Genomic DNA, 26,565 nt, shown 5'->3' on the forward strand with positions numbered 1-26,565 from the left:
CGTATCTTTCATCACTCCTGAGATCTGCATCTCTCAAAAATATCTTTAACAGTAGTTAACATTCGTTCATGTAAAAGAGATGGATCGTTTGTTAATTTTTTGTTACGTTTGTCGATTCCCATTTTGGGGTGTGAACCAAAAAAATGAAAAAAATCTGCATTATGAATGGCATGACGAAAACGATGGCCTCCGCTATCCTGGGCGCATTTACGGCGTTTCAAGGGATGACGGCAGTTGCCCAAGTCAATGAAAAGCCCAAGCTGATTGTGGGTATTGTGGTAGACCAGATGCGTTGGGATTACCTGTACCGTTATTATGACCGTTATGAAACCGGTGGCTTCAAACGCTTACTGGGAGATGGATTTTCCTGTGAAAACACTTTTATCAGTCACCTACCGTCCTTTACCGCTGTAGGACACAGCACCATATATACAGGGAGCGTGCCCGCTATCCATGGGATTACCGGCAACGACTGGCCAGACCAGGTCACCGGCAGGAAATGGTACTGCACCGAAGATACCACCGTGCAATCTGTTGGCAGCAGCAGCAGCGCAGGAAAAATGTCGCCGCGTAACCTGCTGGCCTCCACCATTACCGATGAACTGAAACTGGCTACCAACTTCCGCTCCAAAGTAGTAGGCGTATCGCTGAAAGACCGCGCCTCTATCCTTCCTGCCGGACACACGCCCAATGGCGCTTTCTGGCTGGACGACAGCAACGGTAGCTTTATCACCAGCACCTATTATATGAAGGAACTGCCTTCCTGGGTAAAAAGCTTCAACGACCGCAAGGAGCCGCAGCAACTCATGTCGAAGCCATGGGAAACATTATACCCCATTCATACCTACGCGCAAAGCAGCGAAGACAATGCAGCATGGGAAGGTACTTTCCCCGGCGAAAAAGCGCCTGTATTCCCGCACCAGATGAAGGACGTGTATAAAAAAGAGCCGGGCAACCTGCGCTCTACTCCTTCCGGTAATACCCTCACCCTCGATTTCGCCAAAGCAGCAGTGGAAGGATATGACCTGGGCAACGGCACGGCTACTGATTTCCTGACAATCAACTGTGCCTCCACCGACTACGTAGGCCATAAATATGGTCCTAACTCCATTGAAATAGAAGATACCTATCTGCGTTTGGATAAGGACCTCTCCGCTTTCTTCACCTACCTCGACCAGAAGGTAGGAAAAGGCAACTACCTCGTGTTCCTCACCGCCGATCATGGCGCAGCACACGCTATCAAATTTATGCAGGAACACAACTTACCATCCGGCCCTGTAGAAAGCCGGACACTGATCAGTGGCCTGGATAGCACGCTGACAGCGCGTTTTGGTGTAAGTAAACTGGTATCTTCCTTTATGAACTATCATGTTAGCTATGATAAAGCAAAGATAGCCGCCTCGAAACTTGATTATGATGCCATAAAGAAAGCAACAATCCAATATTTTGAAGTGCAACCCGGTATACAGTTTGCAGCCGACCTTGACAATATCGGCAATAACCCGTTACCGGAGCCAATCAATACCATGGCCATCAATGGCTACAACCGCAAACGTACTGGTTCTGTCATTGTTATTCCTGAACCGGGATGGTTTGAAGGTTCATTGAAAGGCACCACACATGGTAACTGGAATCCTTTTGACATTCATATTCCGCTGGTGTTTATGGGCTGGCATGTAAAACACGGCACTACCAATGAAACCGTGCATATGACAGATATTGCCGCCACCCTTGCCGCGATGCTGCATATACAGATGCCCAGCGGTTGCGTAGGGAAACCGGTAGTTAGTATGCTGCCTTAAGCGAATGTTGAAAGCGGAGGGGAACGCCTTCGGCGTTTGTCTTTGGGCAGGATTAATGTGATTATGATGATTGTACTGATTTTAGCTTTTTCAGAGCTATATCTTTATCATGTTAGCGAACACTTTCAAAAAGAAGTAAGCGTCCTTCAATGAAGAAATAAAATCATCATAATCATGATAATCACATTAATCCTGCCCAAAGACAAACGCCGAAGGCGTTCCCCTCCGCTTTACGCTCTCCCCATGAACGGATCTGTTGTCCCTTCCGCTCCTGTTTCTACTTTACCGGCGTAGCGCTGGCTGAAAGTATCAAAGCCGCTCGCCTTGATAGTGAAGTCGTACCAACCCTGGCTTTTCTGCAGGGGCAGTACCAGGTCGAGGTGCTGGCCCGCAGCCACTTTGCGTTGGATGATCTTTCCATTATAGGCATTATCTACGAGGCTGATATCGCGGCTGGCACTACCGGTGTTGGCTATACGTAACGTAAGATTCCCGGTTGCTTTCTTTTTTAATGCGCCGGCGCTTTCATAACCCAGCTGAATATCGAGCTGCGGATGCCTGGGTGTGCCGGCAAATTCGCGGTAGAAACCATTGGGTCCGTGCAGGTGCAAATGATAATGCCCATCGGGAAACGCTTTTGCAGGCCATTCATACGTGAGTGTATCACCGGCGGCTACTGCAAATGCCCAGCTTCTGCAGGCATCCGGGGTACTTTCTTTTTCATCCTTATAGGGAAGTGCGGTATATACCGTGAAGGGAGAACCGGAAGCATCTTCGCCAAATAATTCCTTTGCAGCCGTCATCTTCAGTAACAACTGCTGTTGCTCCGGCTGCCACTGTGCATCCGCCAGCAACTCATAGGTTAAGGCACAGGCCGGGCGGGTACCGTTCTCCTGTTGCAGGGATACCGGCCGGCGGTTATTTTTATAAGCTGTTGTTTGCGTTTCCGTGATCTTTGTGAAGCCGGTAGGCGCATCTTTGAAGCGGGCGTTGTTGATATTTTCCACCACACGGCGCTGGTTCAAAAATATTTCCTTTGCCGGCGTAGTGGTATTAAACGGACTAAAGGCCGCCGTGAGATCCCCGCTGATGGTCCGTCTCCACTGACTGATATTTTCGCAGTGCAGTTTTTTATTCAGCTTCTTATTAAAAAATGTTTCGAGGAACTGTAAAGTGGAGGTATGTTCAAAAACATGCGAACATACTTTACCGCCACGGCTCCATGGCGAAGCAATCATCATCGGCACTCTGAAACCCAGTCCTACCGGGGCTTCCCTTGCCTGCTTCTCCGGCACGCCCTGCTTTAGTTCATGCGCCAGCCTTACCTGTTCTATTTCCGTATCAATACCCGCCGAGCATTTTCCTGTACCCGGTTTGTTGTTGTCGCAGATCGAGAACGGTACCACATGATCGAAGTAGCCATCATTTTCATCGTAGGTTACGATGAAAATAGTTTTCTTCCATACTTCCGGACGTTGTGTAAGAATATCGAGGATCTCTGATACGTACCAGGCGCCATACCAGGGGGCGCTGGGGTGATCGGAGAAATTTTGCGGCCCTGCCAGCCAGGACACATAAGGCAGTGCGCCATCGTTTACATCTTTCCTGAACTGGTGCAGCACATCACCGGCGGGTACTGTTATTTCACGTTCCTTTTGCCCGTCTTTATACCCCACCTTGGTTACATTGCGATACGCCGGATCATTGCTATTGACTACAAACGCGCGCTGATACAGTGTTTTCTGTTCGGGCGTTAATTTCTCATAGCTTTCTCTATTCCATTTCAGCAACTCTTTGCTGGCGTTGTCCAGTACTTCCTGTTTCTTAGCAATCTCGGTACGGATCTTTGCGGCAGCATCATCAGAAGAGGGACTGGCTTCCTGCAGCTTGTTGATTTCGTCCGGTAATGTTTCCACCTGTTTCATCAAACCGTTGATATAGCGGTCAGAAAACTTCACATGATAGACGGCAAAAAATTCCAGCAGGTTGCAGCCGAAGTTTGCCAACCAGGCTCTCTCTTCTCCTTTAAATCCTCCGCCACAGCTAATTTCATTCTGGTAAAATTTCCAGGCGATGCCGTTTTCTTCCAGCAATTCGGGAAATGTTTTCCAAGGTAATTTGGCATAACTGTAATCGTCGTTGCGGATATGCGCTTTGGGAATACCATCTTCTTCGTGTACAATTTTTCCGGTCCAGAAAAAAGAGCGGTTAGGTGTGGTGCTGGTCATGGCAGAACAGAAGTTCTGGTCACATACCGTGAAAGCGTCTGCCATGGCGTAATTGAAGGGCAGGTCTTCACGTGTATAATACCCCATGGTCAACGGCATGGCCGCATATTCCTTGTTGCCCGGCCGTTTGGCTATCAGCCATTTATCATAACGGCCACCATTATACGCATCTACCTGGCTGGGCCTGGAGTGCGGCAATGCGCCCATCCAGGTTGCTTTGGTATCTTTTATATTCAGGCGGAACGGCGCATAGGTATCACCATGTTCATTTGTTTGAAACCATACGGGGTTACCATCCGGCAGCCATGCGGCACGTGGATCATTAAAACCGCGAACGCCCCGGAGGGTGCCAAAACAATGATCAAAAGAACGGTTTTCCTGCATCAGGATCACGATATGTTCTGCATCCAGGAAGGTGCTGCCTGGCGCCGGGTCTATTGCCAATGCCCGTTGAATAGAAGCGGGCATCATGGTCGACAACCCTGCTGCTCCGGATAACAAAAATGATTTTTTAAGGAATTCTCTGCGTGAGTCCATAGTATGTTTGAGTAGATTTTTTACATTGCCCTGTTGGAAACAAAATAAAAAACATTCCCAAAGAATGCAATGGTCCTGCTCATTAATTAAATGTAATCATGCCGCCGAACAACCATGTGCGGCTTAAAAAACAGGATGGATTCATCCTTTTGTTTTCAGCGTATGCCATTCATGTTCCACCCGGGTCATGAGTAACGCATTGTCAAATTGTACGGAGCCGACAGGGAACAACGAAGTATTTTCAAAGAAACTGGAATGCACCTGCGTCATGCGCAGGGGGCTCACTTCCCATTTATAGGTTTCCAGGCGCAGGCCATCCAGCGTATGCTGCTTATTGGGAGAATATCCGTTTGCACCACGGGCAAAAAAGTCGGACGCATTATCGAGGGTTTCAAATACAGAGTCCCGGGGAAATTCGTTAGTAACACCTGCATCTATGGAGATGCGCGTATCATCTGAACTGGTAAAATCAACATGATAATGCCCGTTTTCTTCTTTTACATTAAACCGTGCGAGATGATGTTTACCAGGAAAGAAGCGACCACCCGCAAACACATTCCACCTGGAGGAGGTATCGCGCCGTGGAATATACACACCTTCTTTGGTGACGCCGTCTTCCTCCCATTCTACCGCGATGCGGTGCGCCCCGTTTTCGGACGACAGCCCTATAAAGTCGGGTAAGCCTTTCGGCTTGATATGTTTTAGCCGGATCAGGCAAATACCCGCAATAGCCTTTCCCTTATAGAGCTTCGGCCGGAAAGTATCTGGCAGTAAGGGTTGTATCGCAGAAGGTGTCACTGTAAAATTGACTAGAATACGGCGGTCTATATAACCATGAATAGTGGGTAACTGCATATAGGGAGTATTGACCTGCAAGGTACAGCTTTATCTCCCTACCGGCTTCAAAATTAAAAATTGAACAATTGTTTTGAAAAGTTGTTCAATTTTGTATCTTTGTCAAATAATGAACTGATTATGCCTTTAAGTGAAAAGAAAGTAAAGATGGATGATTCTACAGAAGAACGGATTAAAGCGGCGGCCAGGATCGTGTTTACCAAGAAGGGATACCAGGCCACCAAAGTGCGGGACATCGCGGCAGAAGCGGATATTAACCTTTCGCTGGTCAACTACTACTTCCGCAGCAAAGAGAAATTATTCCAGTTTGTAATGGCGGAGGTAGTGGAGAAGCTGATCACCACCGTGGTGCTGGTATTAAATAATGAACAGCTATCGGTGCAGCAGAAAGTAGAACAGGTAGTAGATCATTATATCAACCTGCTACTGAGCAATCCCGATTTCCCGCTTTTCATGGTCAATGAAATATTTGCGGGCAGTGATGAACTGTCGAAAGACAACCGGAAAAACGCCATTTTCCAGTCGCACTTTTTCCAGCAGCTCCACGCCCTGCACCAGGAAGGCAAACTATCCGTAACGCCTATCCAGCTGATGATGAACATGATTGGTTTTGTGGTAATGCCTTTCCTGGCCCGGCCCTTACTGGAAAGGAATAAGGTGGTAAAGCCGAGTGAATTTAAAGCGCTGATGGAAGAAAGACGGAAGCTGATCCCCGTCTGGATAAAAGGTATGCTGAAATAACCGGATTTTTTTTGCCCGGAAATTGAACAACTTTTCAAAACAATCATTCAAACTGAATATTGCATCATGAACTTATTCAAAGCAATGTGTTGCTGTTTATTATTCGGTGCGTTATCCGGAAAGGCACAAGACCAGGCACTCACCATTGATGAGTGTTTCAGGCTGGCACGGCAGAATTATCCGCTGATTAAACAACACGATCTGATTGTGCGCAGCAGCAGGTATTCCGTGGAAAATGCGGGAAAGCTTTATCTCCCGCAGCTGAACATTAGCGGACAAGCCAGCTACCAGTCGCAGACCATCGACTTCGGCGATGTATTGCCGGCGCTGCCCGGGCTTCATCCGCCTGAGCTCAGCAAAGATCAATACAAGATCCAGGCAGAGATTTCCCAACAGCTGTATGACGGCGGTGTAATGAAATACCAGAAAGAAAGCAGCCGGGCGAATGAAGCCATTCAGCAGCAGCAACTGGAAGTAAATCTTTATGCGATCAAAGACCGCATCACCCAGCTCTACTTTGCTATTTTGCTGATGGAAGCACAGCTGCAACAAAATCAGCTGAGGAAAACAGACCTGCAAAGCGCAGCCGATAAAGCCCGGGCAGCCCTTGTCAACGGCGTTGCTTATCGCAGTAATGTAGATGAACTGAAAGCAGAGATCGTGAACACCGAAATGGCCGCCACAGAATTTAGTGCTAACCGTAAAGCCTATATGAAAATGCTGTCGGTATTTATCAATCAGCCGCTGGACGACAACACCGTTCTTACCTACCCCGCCCCCGTGGCGCCGCAACAAGGTATTAACCGGCCCGAGATCTCTTACTATGATATACAAAAGCAGGCTTTTGATGTACAGGAGAAACAGCTGAAATCTAATTACCTGCCAAAGCTGAACGCTTTCCTGCAGGGCGCTTATGGCCGCCCTACCCTGAATATTGTTGAAAATAAATTTGGTCCCTGGTGGATGGGCGGCGTGCGGTTAAACTGGTCGCTCGGCAGTTTATATTCACTGAAAAATCACCGGCAGTTGCTCGACATCAACCGCCGCCAACTGGATATCAGCAAAGAAACATTTCTCTTTAACACCAACCTGAATTTACGGCAGCAAAACCAGGACATAGAAAAGTATGCGGCGTTGATCAACCAGGACGACGATGCCATTACCCTCCGCTCGTCCGTTAGAAAATCCGCACAGGCGCAGCTGGATAACGGGGTGATCACTGTGCACGAATACATCGCGCAACTCAACGCGGAAAACCTCGCCAAACAATCCCGCATACTGCATAGTATACAATTATTACAGGCTCAATACAATTATAAAAACACTTCCGGCAACTGATCAATTATTGCATATGAAATACAACATAATAATAGGAATCGCCACCGTGATGTTGATGAATGCCTGTGGAAACGGCGCCCCCGGCTATGATGCCTCCGGAAATTTTGAAGCAGATGAAGTAATGGTATCCGCCCAGCAAAATGGCCAGATCCTGGACTTCTCTGTCCAGGAAGGCGACCGGCTCACGGCAGGGCAAACCGTGGGACAAATTGATGTCACCATACCTACCCTTCAAAGGGAACAGGTACAGGCTTCCATCAATGCACTGAAAGATAAAACCCACGACCCGCTGCCGCAAACAGAACTGGTGAAACGGCAGCTGCTCGTACAGGAAGCCCAGTTGCAACAGCAGTACCGGGAAAGGAAGCGTACCGAAAACCTGGTAAAAAGCGACGCTGCCACACAGAAACAGCTCGATGATATCAACGCACTGATTGACCAATTGGAGCGACAGATCAGCGTAACGCGGCAACAGATAAAACTGAACAATGCCAATACCTCCACGCAAAACCGGACTATTCTCAGCGAAAAAGCACCGCTTGAAAAATCGCTGGCCCAGTATGCAGAACAGATCCGTAAAGGGCAAATCATCAACCCCGTGAATGGTGTGGTGTTATCCAGGTATGCGCTGAAAGGAGAAATGGCCGCTACCGGCAAGCCCCTGTACAAGATTGCCAACATCGACACCCTGTACCTCAAAGCCTATATTACGGGCGATAAACTCCCGGGTATTAAACTGGGGCAAACCGTAACGGCGCGTATTGACCAGGGAGAAAAAAATTATAAATCGTACCCGGGCACCATTACCTGGATATCGGATAAATCTGAATTTACGCCTAAAACGATTCAAACAAAAAACGAACGGGCCAACCTGGTATATGCTGTTAAAGTAAGGGTAAAGAATGATGGGTATCTGAAAATAGGCATGTATGGAGAAATGCTGATCAACAATCAAAACAAATGAGCGCAGTAGTTCTTGATCATATCACAAAAACGTACGACGACGGAAAAGTCGTTGCGGTAGATGATGTATCGCTGCAGGTAGCCGAAGGGGAACTGTTTGGACTGATTGGGCCCGATGGTGCTGGTAAAACATCCCTGTTCCGCATACTCACTACCTTATTGCTGCCCGACAAAGGCAGCGCCACCGTGAGGGGATATGACTGTGTGAAAGACTTCAAAGCCATCCGCAGCAGGATAGGCTACATGCCGGGGAAATTCTCCCTGTACCAGGACCTGACGGTAAAAGAAAATCTTGATTTTTTTGCCACCCTTTTTGGCAGCAGCATTGAAGAAAATTATGACCTGATCAGGGATATATACGAACAGATCAAACCCTTTAATGACCGGCGCGCAGGGAAATTGTCCGGCGGGATGAAACAAAAACTGGCGCTTTGTTGTGCGCTGATCCACAAACCAGAGGTGCTGTTCCTTGATGAACCCACCACCGGCGTGGATGTGGTATCGCGCAAAGAGTTCTGGGCTATGCTGAAAAGCCTGAAGCAACAGGGCATTACCATCGTGGTATCTACCCCTTACATGGACGAGGCCATGCGCTGTGAAAGGATAGCGCTGATACAGGGCGGCAAAATCATGTCGGTGGATACGCCGGATAATATCATCGCGCAGTTCCCGGTAACACTGTATGCCATCAAGGCCGACGACATTTACCGGTTGCTGACAGCATTGAGAAATGAGCCGGCAATAGACAGCAGCTATGCCTTTGGTGAATACATACATATTACGCTGCGCAATGGCAGTGATATTGACACATTGCGGCAGCAAATGGAAGAGAAGGGACATGCCCATGTAGCAGCAAAAGCAATACGGCCGGGCATTGAAGATAGTTTCATCCGGCTGATGAACCAGGCTTAAATCATATCGTTTATGGAAGAAAAAGTGATTGTATGCAGGGAGCTGACCAAGCGTTTTGGTGATTTTTATGCAGTCAATAAAATTTCCTTTGATGTAAACAAGGGAGAAATATTTGGTTTCCTGGGGGCTAACGGCGCCGGCAAAACGACGGCGATGCGGATCTTGTGCGGCCTCTCCCACCCTACTTCCGGGGAGGCTACAGTAGCAGGTTTCAATGTATACAAACAAACAGAAGCCATCAAAAAAAATATTGGTTACATGAGTCAGAAATTTTCGCTCTATGAAAACCTGACCATACTGGAGAACATCGAATTTTTCGGTGGCGTATATGGCGTGCCTGCTGCCGAAATAAAAGAACGGAGTGATAACCTGGTGCGGAAGCTGGGATTAACGGCAGAAGCGAAAAAACTCGTTGGCGCGTTGCCGTTAGGATGGAAACAGAAACTGGCATTTTCGGTGGCCATTTTTCATCAGCCCAGGATCGTGTTCCTCGATGAACCGACGGGCGGTGTGGATCCCGTTACCCGCCGGCAGTTCTGGGATATGATTTATGAAGCAGCCGCCTCGGGCATCACCATTTTTGTAACCACTCATTATATGGACGAAGCGGAATATTGTAACCGTATTACCATTATGGTGGATGGCAAAGTGGAAGCGCTGGACTCGCCTGCCAATCTGAAGGCCCGGTTCGATGCGGACAATATGGATGAAGTTTTTTACCGGCTGGCGCGGGGCGCTAAAAGGTCGGGCGACTAAAATATTTTTATGAAACAGTTCCTTGCATTTATCAGGAAAGAGTTTTTCCATGTATTCCGCGACAGACGGACCCTGCTCATTATGTTTGGCCTGCCGGTAGCACAAATTGTGCTGTTTGGTTTTGCGCTGACCAGTGAAGTAAAGGACATTACACTTACTGTTATTGATCAATCGGGAGATGTAAATACACAGCAGCTGATCAGTAAAATAAAGTCATCTTCTTATTTTGTCGTGAATGAATCGACCCGGGATTACAACAGGATTGCGGATGACTTTAAAAAAGGCAGGGCAAAATGCGCGCTGATTTTTCCGGCCCGCTTTGGCGATGACCTGCAACATGGCGGCAAGGTACAGTTACAGATCATCACAGATGGTTCCGACCCCAATACCGCCAAAACGGTGGTGAACTATATCACTGCCATCACCACGGCTTATCAGCAGCAGGTAAGTCCCTCGCAGCGGCTGCCATTTGTTATCATACCGGAAACAAGGATGTTATATAATGAGGAAGGTAATGGCTCCCTGAATTTTATTCCCGGCGTAATGGCGCTGGTGCTGATGATTGTGTGTACCGCCCTCACCTCGGTATCGGTGGTGCGGGAAAAGGAGTTGGGCACGATGGAAATCCTGCTGGTATCTCCTTTTAAGCCATTGATGGTGCTGATTGCCAAAGCCATTCCCTACCTGATATTATCGCTGGCAAACTTTATCCTCATATTGGTGCTGGCAGTATTTGTGCTGGATGTGGCCATAAAAGGGAGTATTATTTTGTTGTTCCTGGAAAGCATGTTGTTCATCATTACCTGCTTATCACTGGGGCTGCTGATTTCCAATACCACCAACTCACAGCAAACTGCGTTGCTGTTGTCGATGATGGGGATGATGATTCCTACTATGATCTTTACCGGGTTTATGTTCCCGCTGGAAAACATGCCGAAGGTATTCCAGGTCATTTCCAACCTGATCCCCTCCCGCTGGTATTTCCTGATTGTAAAGGCCGTGATGCTGAAGGGGCTTGGGTTTAGCTATGTTTGGAAAGAAACGCTGGTAATGCTGGGCATGACGGTGGCTGCCCTCACCATTGCCCTCAAAAACTTTAAAACCCGGTTATCATGAAAGTGTTACGATATCTTCTGAAAAAGGAGTTCAGGCAGATCTTCCGGGATAAAACGATCCTGGCCATGATGTTTGCCATGCCCACGATACAGCTGATCATTCTCCCGCTGGCGATGAATTTCGACGTGAAGCATGTAAAACTGGCCGTGGTCGACAATGATCATAGTTCCTATTCCCGGCAGCTGATCAACAAAATTGGGGCTTCCGGCTATTTTAAAACGGTGGCGGCAGCACCTTCATTCCGGACCGCATTAACCTATATTGAAAAAGAGCAGGCCGACCTGGTACTGGAAATACCGATGGGTTTTGAAAGGAACCTGGTAAGAGAGGGCGAGCAAAAACTGGGTATCTCGGTAGATGCCATCAACGGCACCAAAGCCGCCATTGGCGGCAGTTACCTGCAAGCCGTGGTCATCGACTTTAATAAACAGCTCCCCATTAATACCGCTAATGCCGCTCCTCCTTCCGGGTTGATTAACATTACCTGGTCCAACTGGTTTAACCCGCTGGCAGAATACCGTTTTTATGTGGTGCCGGCAGTGCTGGTGCTGCTGCTCACGCTGATCGGCGGTTTTATGTCGGCCCTCAATATTGTAAGGGAAAAGGAAGTGGGTACCATAGAGCAGATCAATGTAACCCCTATTCAGAAATGGGAGTTTATCCTTGGTAAGCTGATCCCCTTCTGGGTGATGGGCATGATCGTGTTTACGCTGGGACTGGCGGTGGCCTGGGGGATATATGGGATCTGGCCGGTGGGCAGTTTTATCACGTTGTATGTATTCGCCGCGGTGTACCTGGTAGCGTTGCTTGGTTTTGGCCTGCTGATATCTACCTATACCAACAGCCAGTTGCAGGCTATGTTTGTGGCGTTCTTTTTTGTCATGATCTTTATGCTGATGAGCGGCCTGTTTACGTCGGTCGATAGTATGCCGCCCTGGGCAAAGGTGATCGCCAATTTAACGCCGGTGACTCATTTTATCAAGGTGATAAGGATGATTGTATTAAAAGGCAGCGGCTTTGCGGACGTGTATCCGGAGCTTTTATACCTCGCCATATTTGCTGTGGTGCTGAATGGCTGGGCTATTTTCAATTACCGGAAAACCAGTTAATACTACTTTTCTTTTCTTGTGCTGAAATAAATAAGGCCAACTTAATCTTTTCACTATCTTCGTCTACGAAACTATTCGTAAAAAACATTTATCAATCAATCCAGTGCAATGAAGAAAGCCTTTTTGTTAGTACCCTTGTCTCTCTACTGCTGCCTGATGGCCTGTTCCAGCCAGCCCACCAATGTTCATATAGGCGGCGGGGTTAGTGCCTTTATAAAAGATAGTGCTGATTTTAACAGCGTGTTTAAAAATGACCTGCTGATCTGCAACTTTAATTTTGATGGGGTGAATAATTCGGACGAGAAAATAGACACCACCCTTATTATAGATGCGCATGAAACGGAATTTTCAAAGGTGATGAAGCATACTAAAAAGGAAGAGCTTCATGTGGCGATTATTGCTAACCCGGTGTATACCGACAGCATAAAACTCAAAGGGCTGTCTGATAAACTGGTTGCCTATTTACAGAAAGACCCTTTATTTGGCGGCTTCAAAAAATACACGATAAATATTGCGCCGGACGGAAGCCGTCTTTCCGTATATACTTACTAATTAATTTTTATATAAAGCTATCTAATGACAGCGGCGGCGGTAACTCCGCCGCCGTCGTTTTTTTGCCTTCTCCTCCCCTGCAACGGTTGCCCGGCGGCCATGCAGCCGGCATCGCCAAAAATAAATTACCTGCCAACTATTATCCGGAAAAATTACATAATACTGACTATCAGCAAAATACATAGTAAAATACACTCAAACGCTTTCCCCTCCTACTTCTTCACTACTATTTGACGGGTATCCTTAGAAAAAATATTGAAATAAAATAGATTTTATGAATAAATTTGAACAATCAAGTAGCTACTTTTAAAATTTTGAAAAATGAGCAATAAACCTGCTACCTTATTTGACAAAGTGTGGGATTCACATGTTGTGAGGAAAATCGAAGATGGTCCGGATGTATTTTTTATCGACCGCCACTTTATTCATGAAGTAACCAGCCCGGTGGCTTTCCTTGGAATGGAAGGCCGTGGATTAAAGGTGATGTTTCCTGAAAAGACCTTTGCAACAGCAGACCATAATACGCCAACTATTAACCAGCATTTGCCGGTACAGGACCCGCTTTCCGCCAACCAGCTGAAGGCACTGGAAACGAATTCCAACAAGTATGGTATTTCCCACTGGGGATTGGGTAACCCGAAGAATGGTATTGTGCATGTGGTAGGACCGGAAAACGGCATTACCCTTCCGGGCATGACCATCGTATGCGGCGACTCCCACACCTCTACCCATGGCGCTTTTGGAGCCATTGCATTTGGTATCGGTACTTCTGAAGTGGAGATGGTACTTTCCTCCCAGTGCATTATGCAGCCGAAGCCAAAGAAAATGCGTATCAACGTAACGGGTAAGCTGGGTAAGGGCATTACGCCAAAAGACGTTACACTTTATATTATATCCAGGCTCACCGCAGCAGGTGCCACCGGCTACTTCGTGGAATATGCCGGTGAAGTGTTTGAAAACATGAGCATGGAAGGTCGTATGACCGTTTGCAACATGAGCATTGAGATGGGCGCCCGTGGCGGTATTATTGCACCGGACGAAACCACCTTTAATTATATCAAAGGCCGTGAAAAAGCGCCAAAAGGCGAAGCATGGGATAAAGCCCTCGCCTACTGGAAAACTTTGGCTACCGACGAAGGCGCCGTGTTTGATGCAGAATTCACTTATGATGCGGCAGACATTGAGCCTATGATCACCTACGGTACCAACCCGGGCATGGGTATGGGCATTACCAAACATATCCCTTCCGCACTGGCGGGTGACAGCAAATCGAGCTATGAAAAGTCACTGCAGTACATGGGCTTCCATGAAGAAGAGGCTATGCTGGGCAAAAAAGTAGATTACGTATTTATAGGCAGCTGTACCAACGGACGTATCGAAGATTTCCGTGCATTTGCCTCTATTGTAAAAGGAAGGAAAAAAGCAGACCATGTAACTGCCTGGATCGTTCCCGGTTCACACATCGTAGAACAGCAGATCAAAGATGAAGGTATCCTCGATATCCTGACAGAAGCCGGTTTCCAGCTGCGTCAGCCAGGATGCTCCGCTTGTTTGGCGATGAACGACGATAAAGTACCCGCCGGCAAATACGCCGTAAGTACCAGCAACCGGAACTTTGAAGGCAGACAGGGACCAGGTTCCAGGACCATGCTCGCAAGCCCGCTGGTAGCCGCAGCAGCAGCCGTAACCGGTGTGGTAACTGATCCGAGAGAGCTGATTGCCTAATCCTTTTTTAATAATTATAATAAACGATACAACTCAAAAAATGGCTTACGATAAATTCACAATATTGAGGAGTTCCGCAGTACCCATGCCAATTGAAAATGTGGACACGGACCAGATCATTCCCGCACGTTTTTTAAAAGCCACAGAGCGTAAAGGTTTTGGTGATAACCTGTTCCGCGACTGGCGCTATGAAACAGATGGCACACCCAAAAAAGATTTTGTACTGAACAATCCTATCTACTCAGGTAAAATCCTGGTTGGCGGTAAAAACTTTGGCAGCGGCAGCAGCCGTGAGCACGCTGCATGGGCCATCTACGACTATGGATTCCGTTGCGTAGTGTCCAGCTTTTTTGCCGACATCTTCAAAAACAACTCTTTAAACGTAGGCATATTACCAGTACAGGTAAGCCCTGAGTTCTTAGATAAAATATTCACCGCTATCGAAGCAGATCCGAAAGCGGAACTGGAAGTGAACCTGGAAGCGCAAACCATTACCATCCCTGCCACCGGAGAAAGCGAATCCTTTGCCATCAACAGCTATAAAAAGCTGAACATGATGAATGGTTATGATGATATTGATTACCTGCAGGCGATGAAAGACGACATCAAGTTGTTCGCTGACAAGAGTCTGTACTAAAACATCCGATAAACGATTATGCCAGTGACCCAGCGCCACGTTGAAATAATGGACACCACACTCCGCGATGGTGAACAAACCAGCGGTGTTTCTTTTTCACCCTCTGAAAAGTTAACCATTGCACAGCTTTTATTAACAGAAGTAAAAGTTGACAGGATTGAAATCGCCTCAGCCCGTGTATCTGACGGTGAATTTGCGGCGGTTCAGTCAATTACCCAATGGGCAAAGGCAAATGGTTTTTTAAATAAGGTAGAGGTATTAACCTTTGTAGACGGCGATGTATCCGTAGAATGGATGCTCCGCGCCGGCGCCAAAGTAATGAACCTGCTCACCAAAGGCTCCCTGAATCATTTAACGCATCAGTTAAAGAAAACTCCGGAAGAGCACTTTGCAGAGGTGGCCGCGGTGATCTCGCTGGCCAACACGAAAGGGCTTGAATGTAATGTTTACCTGGAAGACTGGAGCAATGGTATGCGCCACTCCCGGGAATATGTGTTTCAATACCTCGATTTCCTGCAACACCAGCCCGTGAAAAGGATCATGTTGCCGGATACACTCGGCGTACTCACACCCGATGAAGTCACCGAATTTATTACCGCGATCGTTGCGCGCTACCCGGATATCCATTTCGATTTTCATGCACACAATGATTACGACCTGGGCACCGCCAACGTGCTGGAAGGTGTAAAAGCCGGCGCCAGGGGCATTCACCTCACCATCAATGGCATGGGTGAAAGAGCCGGTAATGCGTCGCTCGCCAGCGCCATAGCGGTACTGCACGACTTTTTACCCGCCGTTAAAACTTCGGTAGTGGAAACATCGTTGTATACGGTCAGCAAACTGGTTGAAACGTTTTCCGGTTTCCGCATCGCGGTAAACAAGCCGATTGTAGGTGAAAACGTATTTACCCAGACTGCCGGTATTCATGCAGATGGCGATAAAAAAAATAAACTCTACTTCAGCGACCTGATGCCCGAGCGCTTTGGACGGCAACGTAAATATGCACTTGGTAAAACCAGCGGAAAGGCCAATATAGAAAACAACCTGCAACAGCTGGGCATTAAACTGTCGGACCCCGATCTGAAAAAAGTGACCCAGCGTATCATCGAACTGGGCGACCGGAAAGAAGTACTCACGCAGGCCGACTTACCCTATATCATTTCCGATGTACTCGACAGTAATCGTATAGAGGAGCACGTTATACTGGAAAACTACGTATTAACGCACGCCAAAAATATGAACCCTTCTGTTACCATCAGGATTGTGGTGAAAGGTCAGCTGTTTGAAGAACATGCACAGGGCGACGGGCAATACGATGCATTTATGAACGCCGTGAAGAAAGTGTACAAGCAGCTTAAAACGGAGCTGCCTCCACTGGCAGATTACGCGGTACGTATTCCTCCCGGCGGTAAAAGCGATGCCCTGTGTGAAACCATTATCACCTGGGTAAGAGGCACTAAAGAATTCAAAACAAGAGGGCTCGACAGCGATCAAACCGTATCTGCTATCAAGGCAACCCTGAAAATGCTGAATCTAATTTAAACTCAATAACAACAACTGAATGGCAACCAAACATATATTAATCGTTCCCGGTGATGGAATAGGACAGGAAGTAACCGCAGTCGGCAAAAAAGTGTTGGATAAGATCGCTGCTAAGTTCGGACATACCTTTACCTATGATGAAGCGCTGATTGGCCATGTGGCCATTGAGGCTACCGGCAATCCTTTGCCCGATGAGTCATTGGAGAAAATGAGAAAATCAGATGCCGTGCTGTTTGGCGCCGTTGGCCACCCGAAATACGACAACGATCCTTCTGCCAAAGTAAGACCTGAACAGGGTTTGCTGAAAATGCGCAAGGAACTGGGACTGTATGCCAATCTCCGTCCTATTAAACTGTTTGATGAATTGCTGGGCGCTTCCAGCATCAAACCTGAAATATTAAAAGGCGCCGACATCCTGTTTTTCCGGGAGTTGACCGGTGATATCTATTTTGGAGAGAAGGGAAGAAAGAATGATGGCGACACCGCATACGACATCGCGGAATATAGTCGTTATGAAGTAGAACGTATTGCCCGCAAAGCTTTTGAAGCCGCCAGAACCCGCAGGAAAAAGCTCTGCTCTGTAGATAAAGCCAATGTGATTGAAACCTCCCGTCTCTGGAGAGAAGTAGTACAAAAGATAGCTCCTGAATATCCGGATGTGGAAGTAGAGCACCAGTTTGTAGATGCCACGGCCATGTTGCTGATCAAAGATCCGCGTCGTTTTGATGTGGTGGTAACGGCGAACCTGTTTGGCGACATCCTCACCGATGAAGCTTCACAGATTGCCGGTTCCATGGGTATGCTGGCCTCTGCCTCCGTTGGCGATGGAACGGGCGTTTACGAGCCTATTCACGGCTCTGCGCACGACATCACCGGCAAAGGCGTAGCCAATCCGCTGGCTTCCATCCTGTCGGCAGCCCTGCTGCTGGATATCTCTTTCGGTATGAAAGCAGAATCCGAACTGGTGATCAGCGCCGTTGACCAGGTATTAAAAGCAGGTTTCCGTACCCGCGACATCGCTGACCAGCAAACACCGGCAGATAAAATTCTTGGTACAGACGCCATGGGCGCCGAAGTGCTGAAATTTTTGTAGACAAAAAAAACTAATTCGGCTACAAGTTATACTGGTTATGGCTTGTAGCCGATTTTTTATCCCTTTGGGAATATGCGCTTTTATAATTCAAACAAGTGTTGGTGCTCGGGATCACTTCTCCTTTAGCCTGAAAGCCTCGAAAACCGGAAACGCCCGGCCGGAAAATCCATCCCCATGGCAAAGGCTGCAAGCAGGCCTCCCCCGAGGGCACCAGGCAATACTTCAGCACCGGAAGGAATCACCAACGCCAGACTACCACCTGCAGGCATCGTGGAAACAATCACACCTGCGAGCATTGAAAACAATGCCAACCATTGGTACAACCGCAATTTAAAGATGATCCGGGTCTGAGTTTCTCCGCGATAGGCTTCCTCTACAAAACGGCCCAACCCATTCAGTATAAGCGCCAACCCGATGATCATGTTCCATGATGCAGATACTGATACTAATTTCAACAGAATAATCCCGGTAAATATATTGGTTACAATAGAATACAGTTGTGTATTATGCAATGGAATATGCTGGTAGCCTGATATCAGGGATACTCTCGATTTTGGATGATAATACTTTATGCCGATCCTTTCCGAGCAAGGCTTTCCATGACAACACCCCTGAACCCAGCAACGCAACCGGCCTATCGCCTGTACCCACGGGGCGGCCACAGATAGTGCAGCCATTAACAACATAGCGTCAAGATTGTACAGGTAGTGGGCAATCACCACGCCGATCGCCCCACCGATAACCGATCCATAATAACCAAAAGGACGTAACAGCGCAGGAGATCCTTCTATGAGCTGCCCCCATAAAGCTGCACAGACAAGGCTGCACACCAACAGAACAATTATAGCATTCATACAGGGTACAAAAGAGTAAACAATCAATATGCCGGTAAACGCAGCAATACCCGGATACAATGCATGATTGATGATCCTTAAAGGGCCGATACGCCATTCTTTCCAGGAGTTAGCGAAATACTGGGCGCCATCCCGGCTCCAGGACCATAGCTGGCTCCTGAAGAAAGCACTGACGAATACAACTATGCCCATGGCCAGGTCTGCAAGAGAATGTACCCCTGTGGTAATACAACTAACAATAACCAGGAAGGACAACAAATAAAAGATCCATTTAAGGCGTAGGAAATTCTGCCCATACTCCCGGCCGATGATGAGTGCCCAGACAACATGAAAGGAAGGGAAAGCAGCGGCTATGCTGTCATGATCTCTTTCCCATCGAAGTAACCGGCTCCAGCAATCGCCCGTATCGTTGATTCGTGCGATGCTGATCACGGGGAGCAGGTATAATAGAAACATGCCCAAACCTGTAGCGAATAGTGAAAGCCGGGAGAAGCTGTGCAATCTCTTTTTTGTAACAGCCAACAAAGGGAATAAAACTACCAGCGGGTAAATGAGGATATAAAACATTGCCGACCAATTGATAACCGGCAAGCGCTGCTCAAATGCAAAATGTGTATCGACGGGGTTCTCCGGCACACCAATAAATACTTTCAATTCGTATAACAGCAGCCAGGGTAGCAGCACCAGCACATACACGGAAATACGATCTGCTATCGAAGGCGCTTCTTCAGTAGCGACCGGGATGGCAATCGCTATGGGATGTTCCTGTTCGCCAAAAAACTGCCGGATGTGCTGCTTTTCAAAACCCAGCACCAACGCTGTGCATCCGAGCGCAAAAATGGGGCTGACCAGCCAGAAACCGCCGGGAGATTGCCATAACATAGCAGCACCTATCACCGTCAATATTGCTCCGGCGTATATCGGGTGGGCCATATAACGGTATAATCCCCGGCTTACGAAGTATGCCGGCGGGTATGCGTTCATAGGCAATCCTTTGCCATAGCGCCATAGCTGCCACATGGCCATCGACATGATGGCCAGGCCTGCCAATAAAACGGGATAGGCCAGCCAGGGACTTCCCGGTACCGGAAGCGTTATCAGTGGACTGGTACACGAGGCCCACCATACCAGCAAAAAAGGCACTCCAAGCATAAAAACGACTCCATAGGCAATTTTGCCGGCCAGGTTAGTATTGCTCATTTCCAGGTAACTTTTTCATAAATAGACCAACCCTTTTCCAGCTCCTTTTCTTCGGTATATAATGTGCCTTTGCTTCTCCATTTGCACTCAACGGTCAGCAATATTTTCAAAGGGAATATTTGTTTGAACCAGGGAAAACAGGAGAACAACGTTTGCCATAAACTGCCATTTCTTAATACCTGCTGCTCGGAAAAAATCAGCCTGAATCCATCAAAAGATACTGCTGTTTCAGACACCACACCACTATCATAACGTCTGCCATTATGAAACACCAGGAATTTGGGAATAGGGCCTCTCCACTCGATCCAGATGATGCTATGCTCACTCGAAAGAAAACGGCCCCAGTACAATTCCCCGATGTCAAACTTCCAGGGCAACAGGGTCATATTCAACTGCTCCGCATAACCGAGGCCCTCTATCTTTCGATTACCTTCTGTCAGCGTAGTACGACCATGGGGTAACAGGCAATTCCATTCAATGTGTCCTTTTTCTGAATACAAAAGAATTTCCCTTACCGGAGGTATCTGAGCCTGCCATTCCGCCACTTCCATTGCATGGCTCCACCGGAGTGTGGTTCCCTCCCATTCAGGTATAGGTACACGCTTAAGCCTGATTTTATTCTCCACCCCTTTACCGGCCGTATAGGATAGCCGGTTATAGTAATATAAATTCAGGTTTTTCCAACGCAAATGTGCGATGTAATAAATAACGGCATCGCCTTTCTCATCAATCGTATCAAGATACCATTTGCTTAAATGAAAATTCTCTTTTTCCTTTACAGAAATCATAGTGTGCCCGGTATTCCGGGAATGAATATAAATTAATAATCCTGGGCAGAAAAAAACACCTCACGCCTTTTTTAATAAAATACATATTTTCCCTTTGTCGTTTTACCCCCATTTGACGTAATTGCCCCTTTAATTGTCTTAATTGCACCTATTCAAAATTATTTTTCCGCGGTAAGTTTGTCCTGTCATCTAAAAACAACAACTATGAACCAGGAAGTAACCCTTTACATTGAAAAGCTTCAGCCCTGGCAGGTAACTGTTGCCTCAGAGCTGCGTAAAACGATCTTAAAAACGATTCCTGATGCCGAAGAACGCCTGCAGTACGGCAAGCCGCATTACCTGAAAAACGGGAAATATGCAGCGGTCATACATGCTGCAAAAGATAAGATGTCCTTTATGATCTTCAACGCCACAGAACTGGCGGAGATCAAGGGTTTCTTCCAGCCGACCACCGCGGCCGACCGGAAAACAGCCACCATCAAAGACGGTCAGGCGGTTGATTATAAACAACTGGGCGACCTGTTAAAAAAAGCAAGTAAATCACTTTAAAAAACAACTATATGAGAAAAATAGTTTCCTTTATGCACGTGTCCCTCGACGGCTTCGTAGCCGGCCTAAATGGAGAAATGGACTGGATCCATGTAGATGACGAAATATTTGATTTCGCCGGCGACCGCACCAACAATGCCGATACCGCTATCTACGGACGCGTAACCTTTGATATGATGGATGCCTACTGGCCTACAGCAGCCGATCAGCCCAATGCCGGCAAGCATGAAATAGAGCACGGCGCCTGGTATAACAACGTAGACAAACTGGTGATCTCCAAAACCATGAACGGGCAACAGCGGGATAAAACTACGGTGATCAGTCATGATATCGATAAGCAGATCGGTGATCTGAAAAAGAAAGAAGGAAAGGAAATCATCATGTTCGGCAGCCCCGGCGCCACCCAAACACTGATGCAATTCAACCTGGTGGACGAATTCTGGCTGTTTGTGAACCCCGTATTACTCGGAGAAGGTATTCCTTTATTCAAAGGGATCAAAGATAAAGTGGGCCTCAAACTATTGAACAGTCACGCATTTACTTCCGGCGTGATGATGCTGCACTATGAGAAAAAATAATGGTGAATGGGGGGAGGCTACGCCTCCCCTTCTGCCGTCTCCTCTGCGGTCGCCACTACCGGCACTTTCATCTGCTTATCGTATTTTCGTTTTAACGCCACCATCACAAACGGTATAACGGGCAGGAATATACGACTCATACCGTGATACGGCAACAATAACCCCAGCAGAAATACACCGGCAAAAACCGCAGGAACAGTCAGCGCTCTTTTCTGCTGGTATCTCACAAATAACCGGTTTTCCAATCCTTCGCTTAACTGATGCCGGGGATCGCTGATATACTTCCATAAAACGGCTATCATCACACCGGAAAATACCACGTTCAGCGTGTACACCGCGAAAGGACTGATAAAATTTGTACCCGCGTACTCGCTGTCCAGCGCAGTACTGAATGGAAATAACACGATAGATAGCAGGAATGACAGGTTAAGCCATACCAGTGGCTGATTATAGTTTACCAGGTAGCCCATCAGCTGGTGATGCACCGTCCAGTATAATCCTATAAAGAAAAAACTGACAAAAAAACCCAGGAACTTCGGCGCCAGCTCCAGGTAGGCATGTATTACGCGGGCATTGTTGTAGTCATCCTGTAAATGCGGAACTTTGATTTCGATGATCAGTAAGGTAATCGCAATGGCAAATACAGCATCGCTGAACAGGATCATTCGTTCGATCTGAAAACGTGTCCGGGAATGTGACATAACAAATAGGGAGGCTAGATTTTGGTGAATACAGTACAGCCGAAAAAACAGCTCAGCAGCAATACTAAAGGTATTAACTGCAGTTAAAATGCAGTGATCGCCGTCATATGGCCCATGACGTCCCTTACCACTCTTCTTTTAAAAAATACTTAGTAAGCCATTACATTTACCACACATCCAAATTCATCGCAAAATACCCCTTAAACAACTAATTTAACAGCATAAAAGCACCTAAATGAACTATAAATACAAGTGGTTATTTGCTTTATTAATTTCCGTTACTACTTACATAAATAAGAGCTATCCCCAGGCAAAAGCGCCTGTTTTCGACATAGGCGGCCGGATCGCAGCGGAGCAACCCGCGCCGGTGAAAGATGTTATCATCCAGCTACTGCTGGCAGCAGACAAGAAACTCATCAAGATAGAATATGCCGACACACTTGGTAATTTTAATTTTGAAAAGATACCCGCCGGCACCTACCTGCTTGTAACGCAAAGCATGTATTTCGGCCCCTACCAATCGGCGCCTATTGTCCATCACCAGTCCACGCAACTGGGAACCATTACCTTACAACCGCGCAGCACCAGTCTGAAAGAGGCTTCGGTAGTGGCCAACAAACCTTTTGTGCAACAGCAATACGATAAAACCGTATTGAATGTAGCCGGCTCTCTAACGGCAGTTGGCAGCACCGCCCTTGAGGTACTGGAAAAGGCGCCGGGCATTACCATTGACCAGAACGATAATATAGCGATGCGCGGCCGGCAGGGCGTACTCGTTATGATTGATGGTAAACAGGTACCAATGACAGGACAGGATCTGGCCAATATGCTGAGAAATATGTCGGCCAGCCAGATAGAAAACATCGACCTGATCACCAATCCTTCTGCCAGGTATGATGCTGCCGGCAATGCCGGTATCATTGATATCCGGTTGAAGAAAGGAAAAAAAGCCGGTACCAATGGGAATGTGTCATTCAGTTACGGACAGGGAAGGTATCCTAAATTAAATCCGTCGCTCAGCTTCAACAGCAAACAGCAGCACCTGAATATTTTTGGTTCCTATAATTACACGTGGCGGGAAGACCTCAATGATCTTACTATCTACCGGCAATTTTATAATAACAAAGACGAATTCACCGGGGCCAATAACTACAACAACTTTTTCAAATACCGCAATAGCAGCCACAATGCCCGCATTGGTGCAGACTACAGCATAGGAAAAAACATTGTGGTAGGTTTTGCTGCCAATGGAATTTTCAGTACCAACAGGATCAGTACTAACAGTGTAGCACATACGATAAATGCACAACAGGAAAACACCGGTTCGTTTATTACGCTGGGTAATACACAACCGGGCCGGAACAATGGCAGCATTAACCTGAACTATAAACATACACTGGACAGCAACGGCCGGGAACTTACGGCCGACCTGGATTACGCCCGGTATACGCTTGGCGAAACCCAACTATACAACACCCGCTATTTCGATATACATGAAAATGAATACCGGGCGCCCTATCAATTATTCGGTGACTTAAACGGGGAACTCAGTATCCGGTCTTTCAAAATTGACTATACCCATCCCTTGAAAAATGCCGGCATTAAACTGGATGCCGGTATCAAAAGCAGCTGGGTAACCTCCGATAACGATGTGCAGTTTTTTGACCGGAGCAACGGTGGCAACATACCGGACAAAGGGAAAAGCAATCATTTTATTTATAAAGAAAATATCAATGCGGCCTATGTCAACGCCGAAAAAAAATGGGCCAAACTCAGCATACAACTGGGATTAAGGATGGAAAACACGATTGCCAAAGGGCAACAGATCACCAATACAGAAAATTTCAACCGCAACTACACACAGCTTTTTCCAAGCGGCTACATTGGATATGAAATAAATAAACAGCATGACCTGGGATTGTCTATGAGCCGCCGGATAGACCGGCCCTCCTATCGCCAGCTAAATCCTTTCCGGGTATTCCTGGACCCGCTTACCTCTTCCACCGGCAACCCTTTCCTGCTGCCAGAAATCACCAATTCTTTTGAGTTAACACATACCTTCCGCCAGCAGTACATTACAAAGATTGGCTACAGCAGAACGAAAGATAATATCTTGTCTGTATTGTCGCCCGATACCGATCCCAATACGGTGATCCAAACCAACAGGAACCTGGCTAAGTACGACTACTACAATGTGAGCTTTGGTTTTCCTATCACCGTCAGCAAATGGCTGAGCAGCACCAACACTGCATTGCTGTACTATGGCCGGTATATTGGCAACCTGGTTAATACCAACCTCGATGTTAGCAGGATATCATTTAATTTCAATTCTGTAAATACCATTACCATCAACAGTTTGACTACCCTGGAAATTACCGGCAGTTATGAAAGCCGGTCCTACTATGGCTTCCTCGATGTGGGCAGCTTCTGGTTCATCAACGCCGGCGCCCAGCGGCAACTCTGGAACCGGAAAGCCGCCGTGAAACTAAATATCAGCGACATCTTTTTTACCAATAAAACCAATGCCGTGACAAGGCTGACGGGCTATGGCGAAACCTTTATTCAAAAAAGAGATACCCGTGTAGCCACCATTACCTTCAGCTATAAATTTGGCGGTAATAATGCCGGCGCCATCCGCAGAAAAACGGGCGGTGCGGAGGAAGAAAAACGAAGGGCCGGATAAAAATTTATACATTCACTGCATGAACTTAGTAAACGAACTGGAGGAACTGGCCCTGGCTACCCGCTTAAAGCGGCTCAGCGAACGGTTGTCGCAGGATGTAAGCCAGATCTACAGGGAATCCGAACTGGACTTTGAGGCCAAATGGTACCTGGTGCTGGAGCTGCTTAGCAGGGAAAAAGTGATGGCCATCACTGAAATATCCACGGCTTTACAATTGAGTCATGCCGCCGTAGTACAGTTTGCCGAACAGATGCTGGAGAAAGAACTGATCAAAGCCGCCGTGGATAGCAAAGATGGCCGGAGGAGACTGCTCTCGCTGACTCCTGCCGGCAAACAAATGCATAAAAAGATTGGTCCTGTTTTAAAAGTTATTAAAGAAGAAAACAGGAAGTGGCTGTCTACCGCCAGCGCCGATTTGTTACAGGTACTAACAGAACTTGAAAAATCGCTCGACGAGCGAAGCATGTATAAACGGATAAAAATTACGCTGTTGGAAAATTCCTGAGCGGTGTTATCCCCAGCTGATCCAGGGCGCCGTAAACAATCCGGTCGCACCTGATCAGGTGGAACGGGAAAACCAGGTCCTGTTTATAGTACGCTGATATTTTGCCGCGCAGCATCAGCTTGGCTCTCAGCAATCTTACTTTTACATTCACCGGCGAAATATCGAGCAGCCGGGCCGTTTCCGTATTACCGAGCTGTTCTATTTCCCGCATTACAAATACGATCCGGTATTTTTCCGGGACATGAAGCAAAGCCTGCTCCAGCGCCTGGTTCAATTCCTTGTTAATAACGGTGGCCACCGGCGACTCCTTTGTGCCGGTTGTACTATCGGCCTGGTGATCTAATACGGAGATGTCTTCCTTTATCATCTTTTTCCGCCGCTTCAGCTGCTGATTACATTCATTAATCATTATTCGCTTTAACCAGGTACCAAAGGCCGCTTCCTGCCTGAAACCGGCCAGGTGCTGATAAGCATTGATATAGGTGGTCTGCATTACATCTTCCACGTCGGCATCATGGTTGAGGATCGACATACCAATCCTGAAAAGGCTGGCATTGTGACGACGCATCAGCTGTTCAAACAGTTTTTTATCTCCAGCCAGTATCTTATTGATAATCTCATTATCAATTTCCATTTCGGTTAACGACGCTTTTTCCATAGGTCTTAATGTTTATTAGAGGATCAATATCAGAAAAGTTACAAAAAAGTTTCAGCTATTTGTAACCCGCGCCATTTTTTGTACTCTAATAACCTGGAAGCCTGTACGTAGACGACAGAAATACCAGTGTTATGGTACCTTTT

General features: G+C 47.2%; 23 protein-coding genes. 17 read left to right on the forward strand and 6 right to left on the reverse strand.

Going from position 1 to position 26,565, the window contains the following annotated elements; genetic code table 11:
• The first annotated feature begins 143 nt into the window (after positions 1-143).
• On the forward strand, positions 144-1,802 hold the full coding sequence (pafA, locus tag KE626_RS21630; RefSeq protein WP_249207623.1) for an alkaline phosphatase PafA: 1,659 nt from the start codon (positions 144-146) through the stop codon (positions 1,800-1,802).
• 230 nt (positions 1,803-2,032) lie between these two features.
• On the opposite strand, the gene KE626_RS21635 is transcribed toward pafA, so the two are convergent.
• Both KE626_RS21635 and KE626_RS21640 read right to left on the reverse strand, forming a co-directional pair.
• Positions 2,033-4,567 (reverse strand): phosphocholine-specific phospholipase C, encoded by a 2,535-nt coding sequence (locus KE626_RS21635; protein WP_211975059.1) that lies wholly within the window; start codon positions 4,565-4,567, stop codon positions 2,033-2,035.
• A gap of 141 nt (positions 4,568-4,708) precedes the next feature.
• Positions 4,709-5,422 carry a DUF2071 domain-containing protein gene (locus KE626_RS21640; protein WP_211975060.1) on the reverse strand — a complete coding sequence of 238 codons (714 nt, stop codon included), beginning with the start codon at positions 5,420-5,422 and terminating at the stop codon, positions 4,709-4,711.
• Positions 5,423-5,542: 120 nt separating this feature from the next.
• Between KE626_RS21640 and KE626_RS21645 the strand changes: the two genes are divergently transcribed.
• From KE626_RS21645 to leuB, 12 genes are all read left to right on the forward strand, one after another.
• Positions 5,543-6,163, forward strand: coding sequence for a TetR/AcrR family transcriptional regulator (locus tag KE626_RS21645; protein ID WP_211975061.1), 621 nt, complete (start codon positions 5,543-5,545; stop codon positions 6,161-6,163).
• A gap of 66 nt (positions 6,164-6,229) precedes the next feature.
• Complete coding sequence (locus KE626_RS21650) at positions 6,230-7,501, forward strand: TolC family protein (RefSeq protein ID WP_249207625.1); 1,272 nt, start codon at positions 6,230-6,232, stop codon at positions 7,499-7,501.
• A 13-nt stretch (positions 7,502-7,514) separates the two neighbouring features.
• A complete protein-coding gene (locus tag KE626_RS21655) occupies positions 7,515-8,465 on the forward strand; it encodes an HlyD family secretion protein (protein WP_211975062.1) in 951 nt (316 codons plus the stop codon).
• Positions 8,462-9,376: an ABC transporter ATP-binding protein gene (locus KE626_RS21660; RefSeq protein WP_211975063.1), complete on the forward strand. Its 915-nt coding sequence runs from the start codon at positions 8,462-8,464 to the stop codon at positions 9,374-9,376. The genes KE626_RS21655 and KE626_RS21660 overlap by 4 nt, the downstream gene beginning before the upstream one ends.
• Positions 9,377-9,388: 12 nt before the next feature.
• On the forward strand, positions 9,389-10,132 hold the full coding sequence (locus KE626_RS21665) for an ABC transporter ATP-binding protein (protein ID WP_211975064.1): 744 nt from the start codon (positions 9,389-9,391) through the stop codon (positions 10,130-10,132).
• Positions 10,133-10,141: 9 nt separating this feature from the next.
• Positions 10,142-11,248, forward strand: a complete 1,107-nt coding sequence (locus tag KE626_RS21670; RefSeq protein ID WP_211975065.1) for an ABC transporter permease — start codon at positions 10,142-10,144, stop codon at positions 11,246-11,248.
• The gene (locus KE626_RS21675) at positions 11,245-12,357 is read left to right on the forward strand and encodes an ABC transporter permease (protein WP_211975067.1); all 1,113 of its coding nucleotides are present in this window, start codon (positions 11,245-11,247) and stop codon (positions 12,355-12,357) included. The genes KE626_RS21670 and KE626_RS21675 overlap by 4 nt, the downstream gene beginning before the upstream one ends.
• A 108-nt stretch (positions 12,358-12,465) precedes the next feature.
• Positions 12,466-12,909, forward strand: coding sequence for a hypothetical protein (locus KE626_RS21680; RefSeq protein WP_211975068.1), 444 nt, complete (start codon positions 12,466-12,468; stop codon positions 12,907-12,909).
• A gap of 321 nt (positions 12,910-13,230) precedes the next feature.
• Positions 13,231-14,634 carry a 3-isopropylmalate dehydratase large subunit gene (gene leuC, locus KE626_RS21685; RefSeq protein ID WP_211975070.1) on the forward strand — a complete coding sequence of 468 codons (1,404 nt, stop codon included), beginning with the start codon at positions 13,231-13,233 and terminating at the stop codon, positions 14,632-14,634.
• 40 nt (positions 14,635-14,674) lie between these two features.
• Complete coding sequence (leuD, locus tag KE626_RS21690) at positions 14,675-15,271, forward strand: 3-isopropylmalate dehydratase small subunit (protein ID WP_211975072.1); 597 nt, start codon at positions 14,675-14,677, stop codon at positions 15,269-15,271.
• Between the two features lie 18 nt (positions 15,272-15,289).
• Positions 15,290-16,813 (forward strand): alpha-isopropylmalate synthase regulatory domain-containing protein, encoded by a 1,524-nt coding sequence (locus KE626_RS21695; protein ID WP_211975074.1) that lies wholly within the window; start codon positions 15,290-15,292, stop codon positions 16,811-16,813.
• 19 nt (positions 16,814-16,832) lie between these two features.
• On the forward strand, positions 16,833-17,906 hold the full coding sequence (leuB, locus tag KE626_RS21700; RefSeq protein ID WP_211975075.1) for a 3-isopropylmalate dehydrogenase: 1,074 nt from the start codon (positions 16,833-16,835) through the stop codon (positions 17,904-17,906).
• Positions 17,907-18,028: 122 nt separating this feature from the next.
• Here leuB and KE626_RS21705 read toward each other — a convergent pair whose 3' ends face one another.
• Together KE626_RS21705 and KE626_RS21710 are read right to left on the reverse strand one after the other, a co-directional pair.
• Positions 18,029-19,960 carry a prolipoprotein diacylglyceryl transferase family protein gene (locus tag KE626_RS21705; protein ID WP_211975077.1) on the reverse strand — a complete coding sequence of 644 codons (1,932 nt, stop codon included), beginning with the start codon at positions 19,958-19,960 and terminating at the stop codon, positions 18,029-18,031.
• Positions 19,957-20,748 carry a hypothetical protein gene (locus KE626_RS21710; RefSeq protein WP_211975079.1) on the reverse strand — a complete coding sequence of 264 codons (792 nt, stop codon included), beginning with the start codon at positions 20,746-20,748 and terminating at the stop codon, positions 19,957-19,959. Before KE626_RS21710 ends, KE626_RS21705 begins: the two co-directional genes overlap by 4 nt.
• A 204-nt stretch (positions 20,749-20,952) precedes the next feature.
• Between KE626_RS21710 and KE626_RS21715 the strand changes: the two genes are divergently transcribed.
• Entirely contained in the window at positions 20,953-21,297 is a 345-nt protein-coding gene (locus KE626_RS21715) for a DUF1801 domain-containing protein (RefSeq protein WP_211975080.1), read from the forward strand.
• A gap of 11 nt (positions 21,298-21,308) precedes the next feature.
• Positions 21,309-21,875: a dihydrofolate reductase family protein gene (locus KE626_RS21720; RefSeq protein WP_211975082.1), complete on the forward strand. Its 567-nt coding sequence runs from the start codon at positions 21,309-21,311 to the stop codon at positions 21,873-21,875.
• 17 nt (positions 21,876-21,892) lie between these two features.
• Here KE626_RS21720 and KE626_RS21725 read toward each other — a convergent pair whose 3' ends face one another.
• Positions 21,893-22,576, reverse strand: a complete 684-nt coding sequence (locus KE626_RS21725; protein ID WP_211975084.1) for a TMEM175 family protein — start codon at positions 22,574-22,576, stop codon at positions 21,893-21,895.
• Positions 22,577-22,811: 235 nt separating this feature from the next.
• Here KE626_RS21725 and KE626_RS21730 point away from each other — a divergent pair, with 235 nt between their 5' ends.
• Positions 22,812-25,259, forward strand: a complete 2,448-nt coding sequence (locus KE626_RS21730) for an outer membrane beta-barrel family protein (RefSeq protein ID WP_211975085.1) — start codon at positions 22,812-22,814, stop codon at positions 25,257-25,259.
• A gap of 19 nt (positions 25,260-25,278) precedes the next feature.
• Positions 25,279-25,764 carry a MarR family winged helix-turn-helix transcriptional regulator gene (locus tag KE626_RS21735; RefSeq protein WP_211975086.1) on the forward strand — a complete coding sequence of 162 codons (486 nt, stop codon included), beginning with the start codon at positions 25,279-25,281 and terminating at the stop codon, positions 25,762-25,764.
• Here KE626_RS21735 and KE626_RS21740 read toward each other — a convergent pair.
• The gene (locus KE626_RS21740; protein ID WP_211975087.1) at positions 25,742-26,422 is read right to left on the reverse strand and encodes an RNA polymerase sigma factor; all 681 of its coding nucleotides are present in this window, start codon (positions 26,420-26,422) and stop codon (positions 25,742-25,744) included. The two genes, KE626_RS21735 and KE626_RS21740, sit on opposite strands and share 23 nt — an antisense overlap.
• Positions 26,423-26,565 lie beyond the last annotated feature (143 nt).

Origin of the sequence: Chitinophaga hostae (assembly GCF_018224885.1) — a bacterium.
GTDB lineage: Bacteria > Bacteroidota > Bacteroidia > Chitinophagales > Chitinophagaceae > Chitinophaga > Chitinophaga hostae.

What these genes read in the sequence shown, in the direction of transcription:
- pafA (WP_249207623.1), top strand. Translation starts at nt 144, where the DNA reads ATGAAAAAAATCTGCATTATGAATGGCATGACGAAAACGATGGCCTCC.
- KE626_RS21635 (WP_211975059.1), bottom strand. Translation starts at nt 4,567, where the DNA reads ATGGACTCACGCAGAGAATTCCTTAAAAAATCATTTTTGTTATCCGGA.
- KE626_RS21640 (WP_211975060.1), bottom strand. Translation starts at nt 5,422, where the DNA reads ATGCAGTTACCCACTATTCATGGTTATATAGACCGCCGTATTCTAGTC.
- KE626_RS21645 (WP_211975061.1), top strand. Translation starts at nt 5,543, where the DNA reads ATGCCTTTAAGTGAAAAGAAAGTAAAGATGGATGATTCTACAGAAGAA.
- KE626_RS21650 (WP_249207625.1), top strand. Translation starts at nt 6,230, where the DNA reads ATGAACTTATTCAAAGCAATGTGTTGCTGTTTATTATTCGGTGCGTTA.
- KE626_RS21655 (WP_211975062.1), top strand. Translation starts at nt 7,515, where the DNA reads ATGAAATACAACATAATAATAGGAATCGCCACCGTGATGTTGATGAAT.
- KE626_RS21660 (WP_211975063.1), top strand. Translation starts at nt 8,462, where the DNA reads ATGAGCGCAGTAGTTCTTGATCATATCACAAAAACGTACGACGACGGA.
- KE626_RS21665 (WP_211975064.1), top strand. Translation starts at nt 9,389, where the DNA reads ATGGAAGAAAAAGTGATTGTATGCAGGGAGCTGACCAAGCGTTTTGGT.
- KE626_RS21670 (WP_211975065.1), top strand. Translation starts at nt 10,142, where the DNA reads ATGAAACAGTTCCTTGCATTTATCAGGAAAGAGTTTTTCCATGTATTC.
- KE626_RS21675 (WP_211975067.1), top strand. Translation starts at nt 11,245, where the DNA reads ATGAAAGTGTTACGATATCTTCTGAAAAAGGAGTTCAGGCAGATCTTC.
- KE626_RS21680 (WP_211975068.1), top strand. Translation starts at nt 12,466, where the DNA reads ATGAAGAAAGCCTTTTTGTTAGTACCCTTGTCTCTCTACTGCTGCCTG.
- leuC (WP_211975070.1), top strand. Translation starts at nt 13,231, where the DNA reads ATGAGCAATAAACCTGCTACCTTATTTGACAAAGTGTGGGATTCACAT.
- leuD (WP_211975072.1), top strand. Translation starts at nt 14,675, where the DNA reads ATGGCTTACGATAAATTCACAATATTGAGGAGTTCCGCAGTACCCATG.
- KE626_RS21695 (WP_211975074.1), top strand. Translation starts at nt 15,290, where the DNA reads ATGCCAGTGACCCAGCGCCACGTTGAAATAATGGACACCACACTCCGC.
- leuB (WP_211975075.1), top strand. Translation starts at nt 16,833, where the DNA reads ATGGCAACCAAACATATATTAATCGTTCCCGGTGATGGAATAGGACAG.
- KE626_RS21705 (WP_211975077.1), bottom strand. Translation starts at nt 19,960, where the DNA reads ATGAGCAATACTAACCTGGCCGGCAAAATTGCCTATGGAGTCGTTTTT.
- KE626_RS21710 (WP_211975079.1), bottom strand. Translation starts at nt 20,748, where the DNA reads ATGATTTCTGTAAAGGAAAAAGAGAATTTTCATTTAAGCAAATGGTAT.
- KE626_RS21715 (WP_211975080.1), top strand. Translation starts at nt 20,953, where the DNA reads ATGAACCAGGAAGTAACCCTTTACATTGAAAAGCTTCAGCCCTGGCAG.
- KE626_RS21720 (WP_211975082.1), top strand. Translation starts at nt 21,309, where the DNA reads ATGAGAAAAATAGTTTCCTTTATGCACGTGTCCCTCGACGGCTTCGTA.
- KE626_RS21725 (WP_211975084.1), bottom strand. Translation starts at nt 22,576, where the DNA reads ATGTCACATTCCCGGACACGTTTTCAGATCGAACGAATGATCCTGTTC.
- KE626_RS21730 (WP_211975085.1), top strand. Translation starts at nt 22,812, where the DNA reads ATGAACTATAAATACAAGTGGTTATTTGCTTTATTAATTTCCGTTACT.
- KE626_RS21735 (WP_211975086.1), top strand. Translation starts at nt 25,279, where the DNA reads ATGAACTTAGTAAACGAACTGGAGGAACTGGCCCTGGCTACCCGCTTA.
- KE626_RS21740 (WP_211975087.1), bottom strand. Translation starts at nt 26,422, where the DNA reads ATGGAAAAAGCGTCGTTAACCGAAATGGAAATTGATAATGAGATTATC.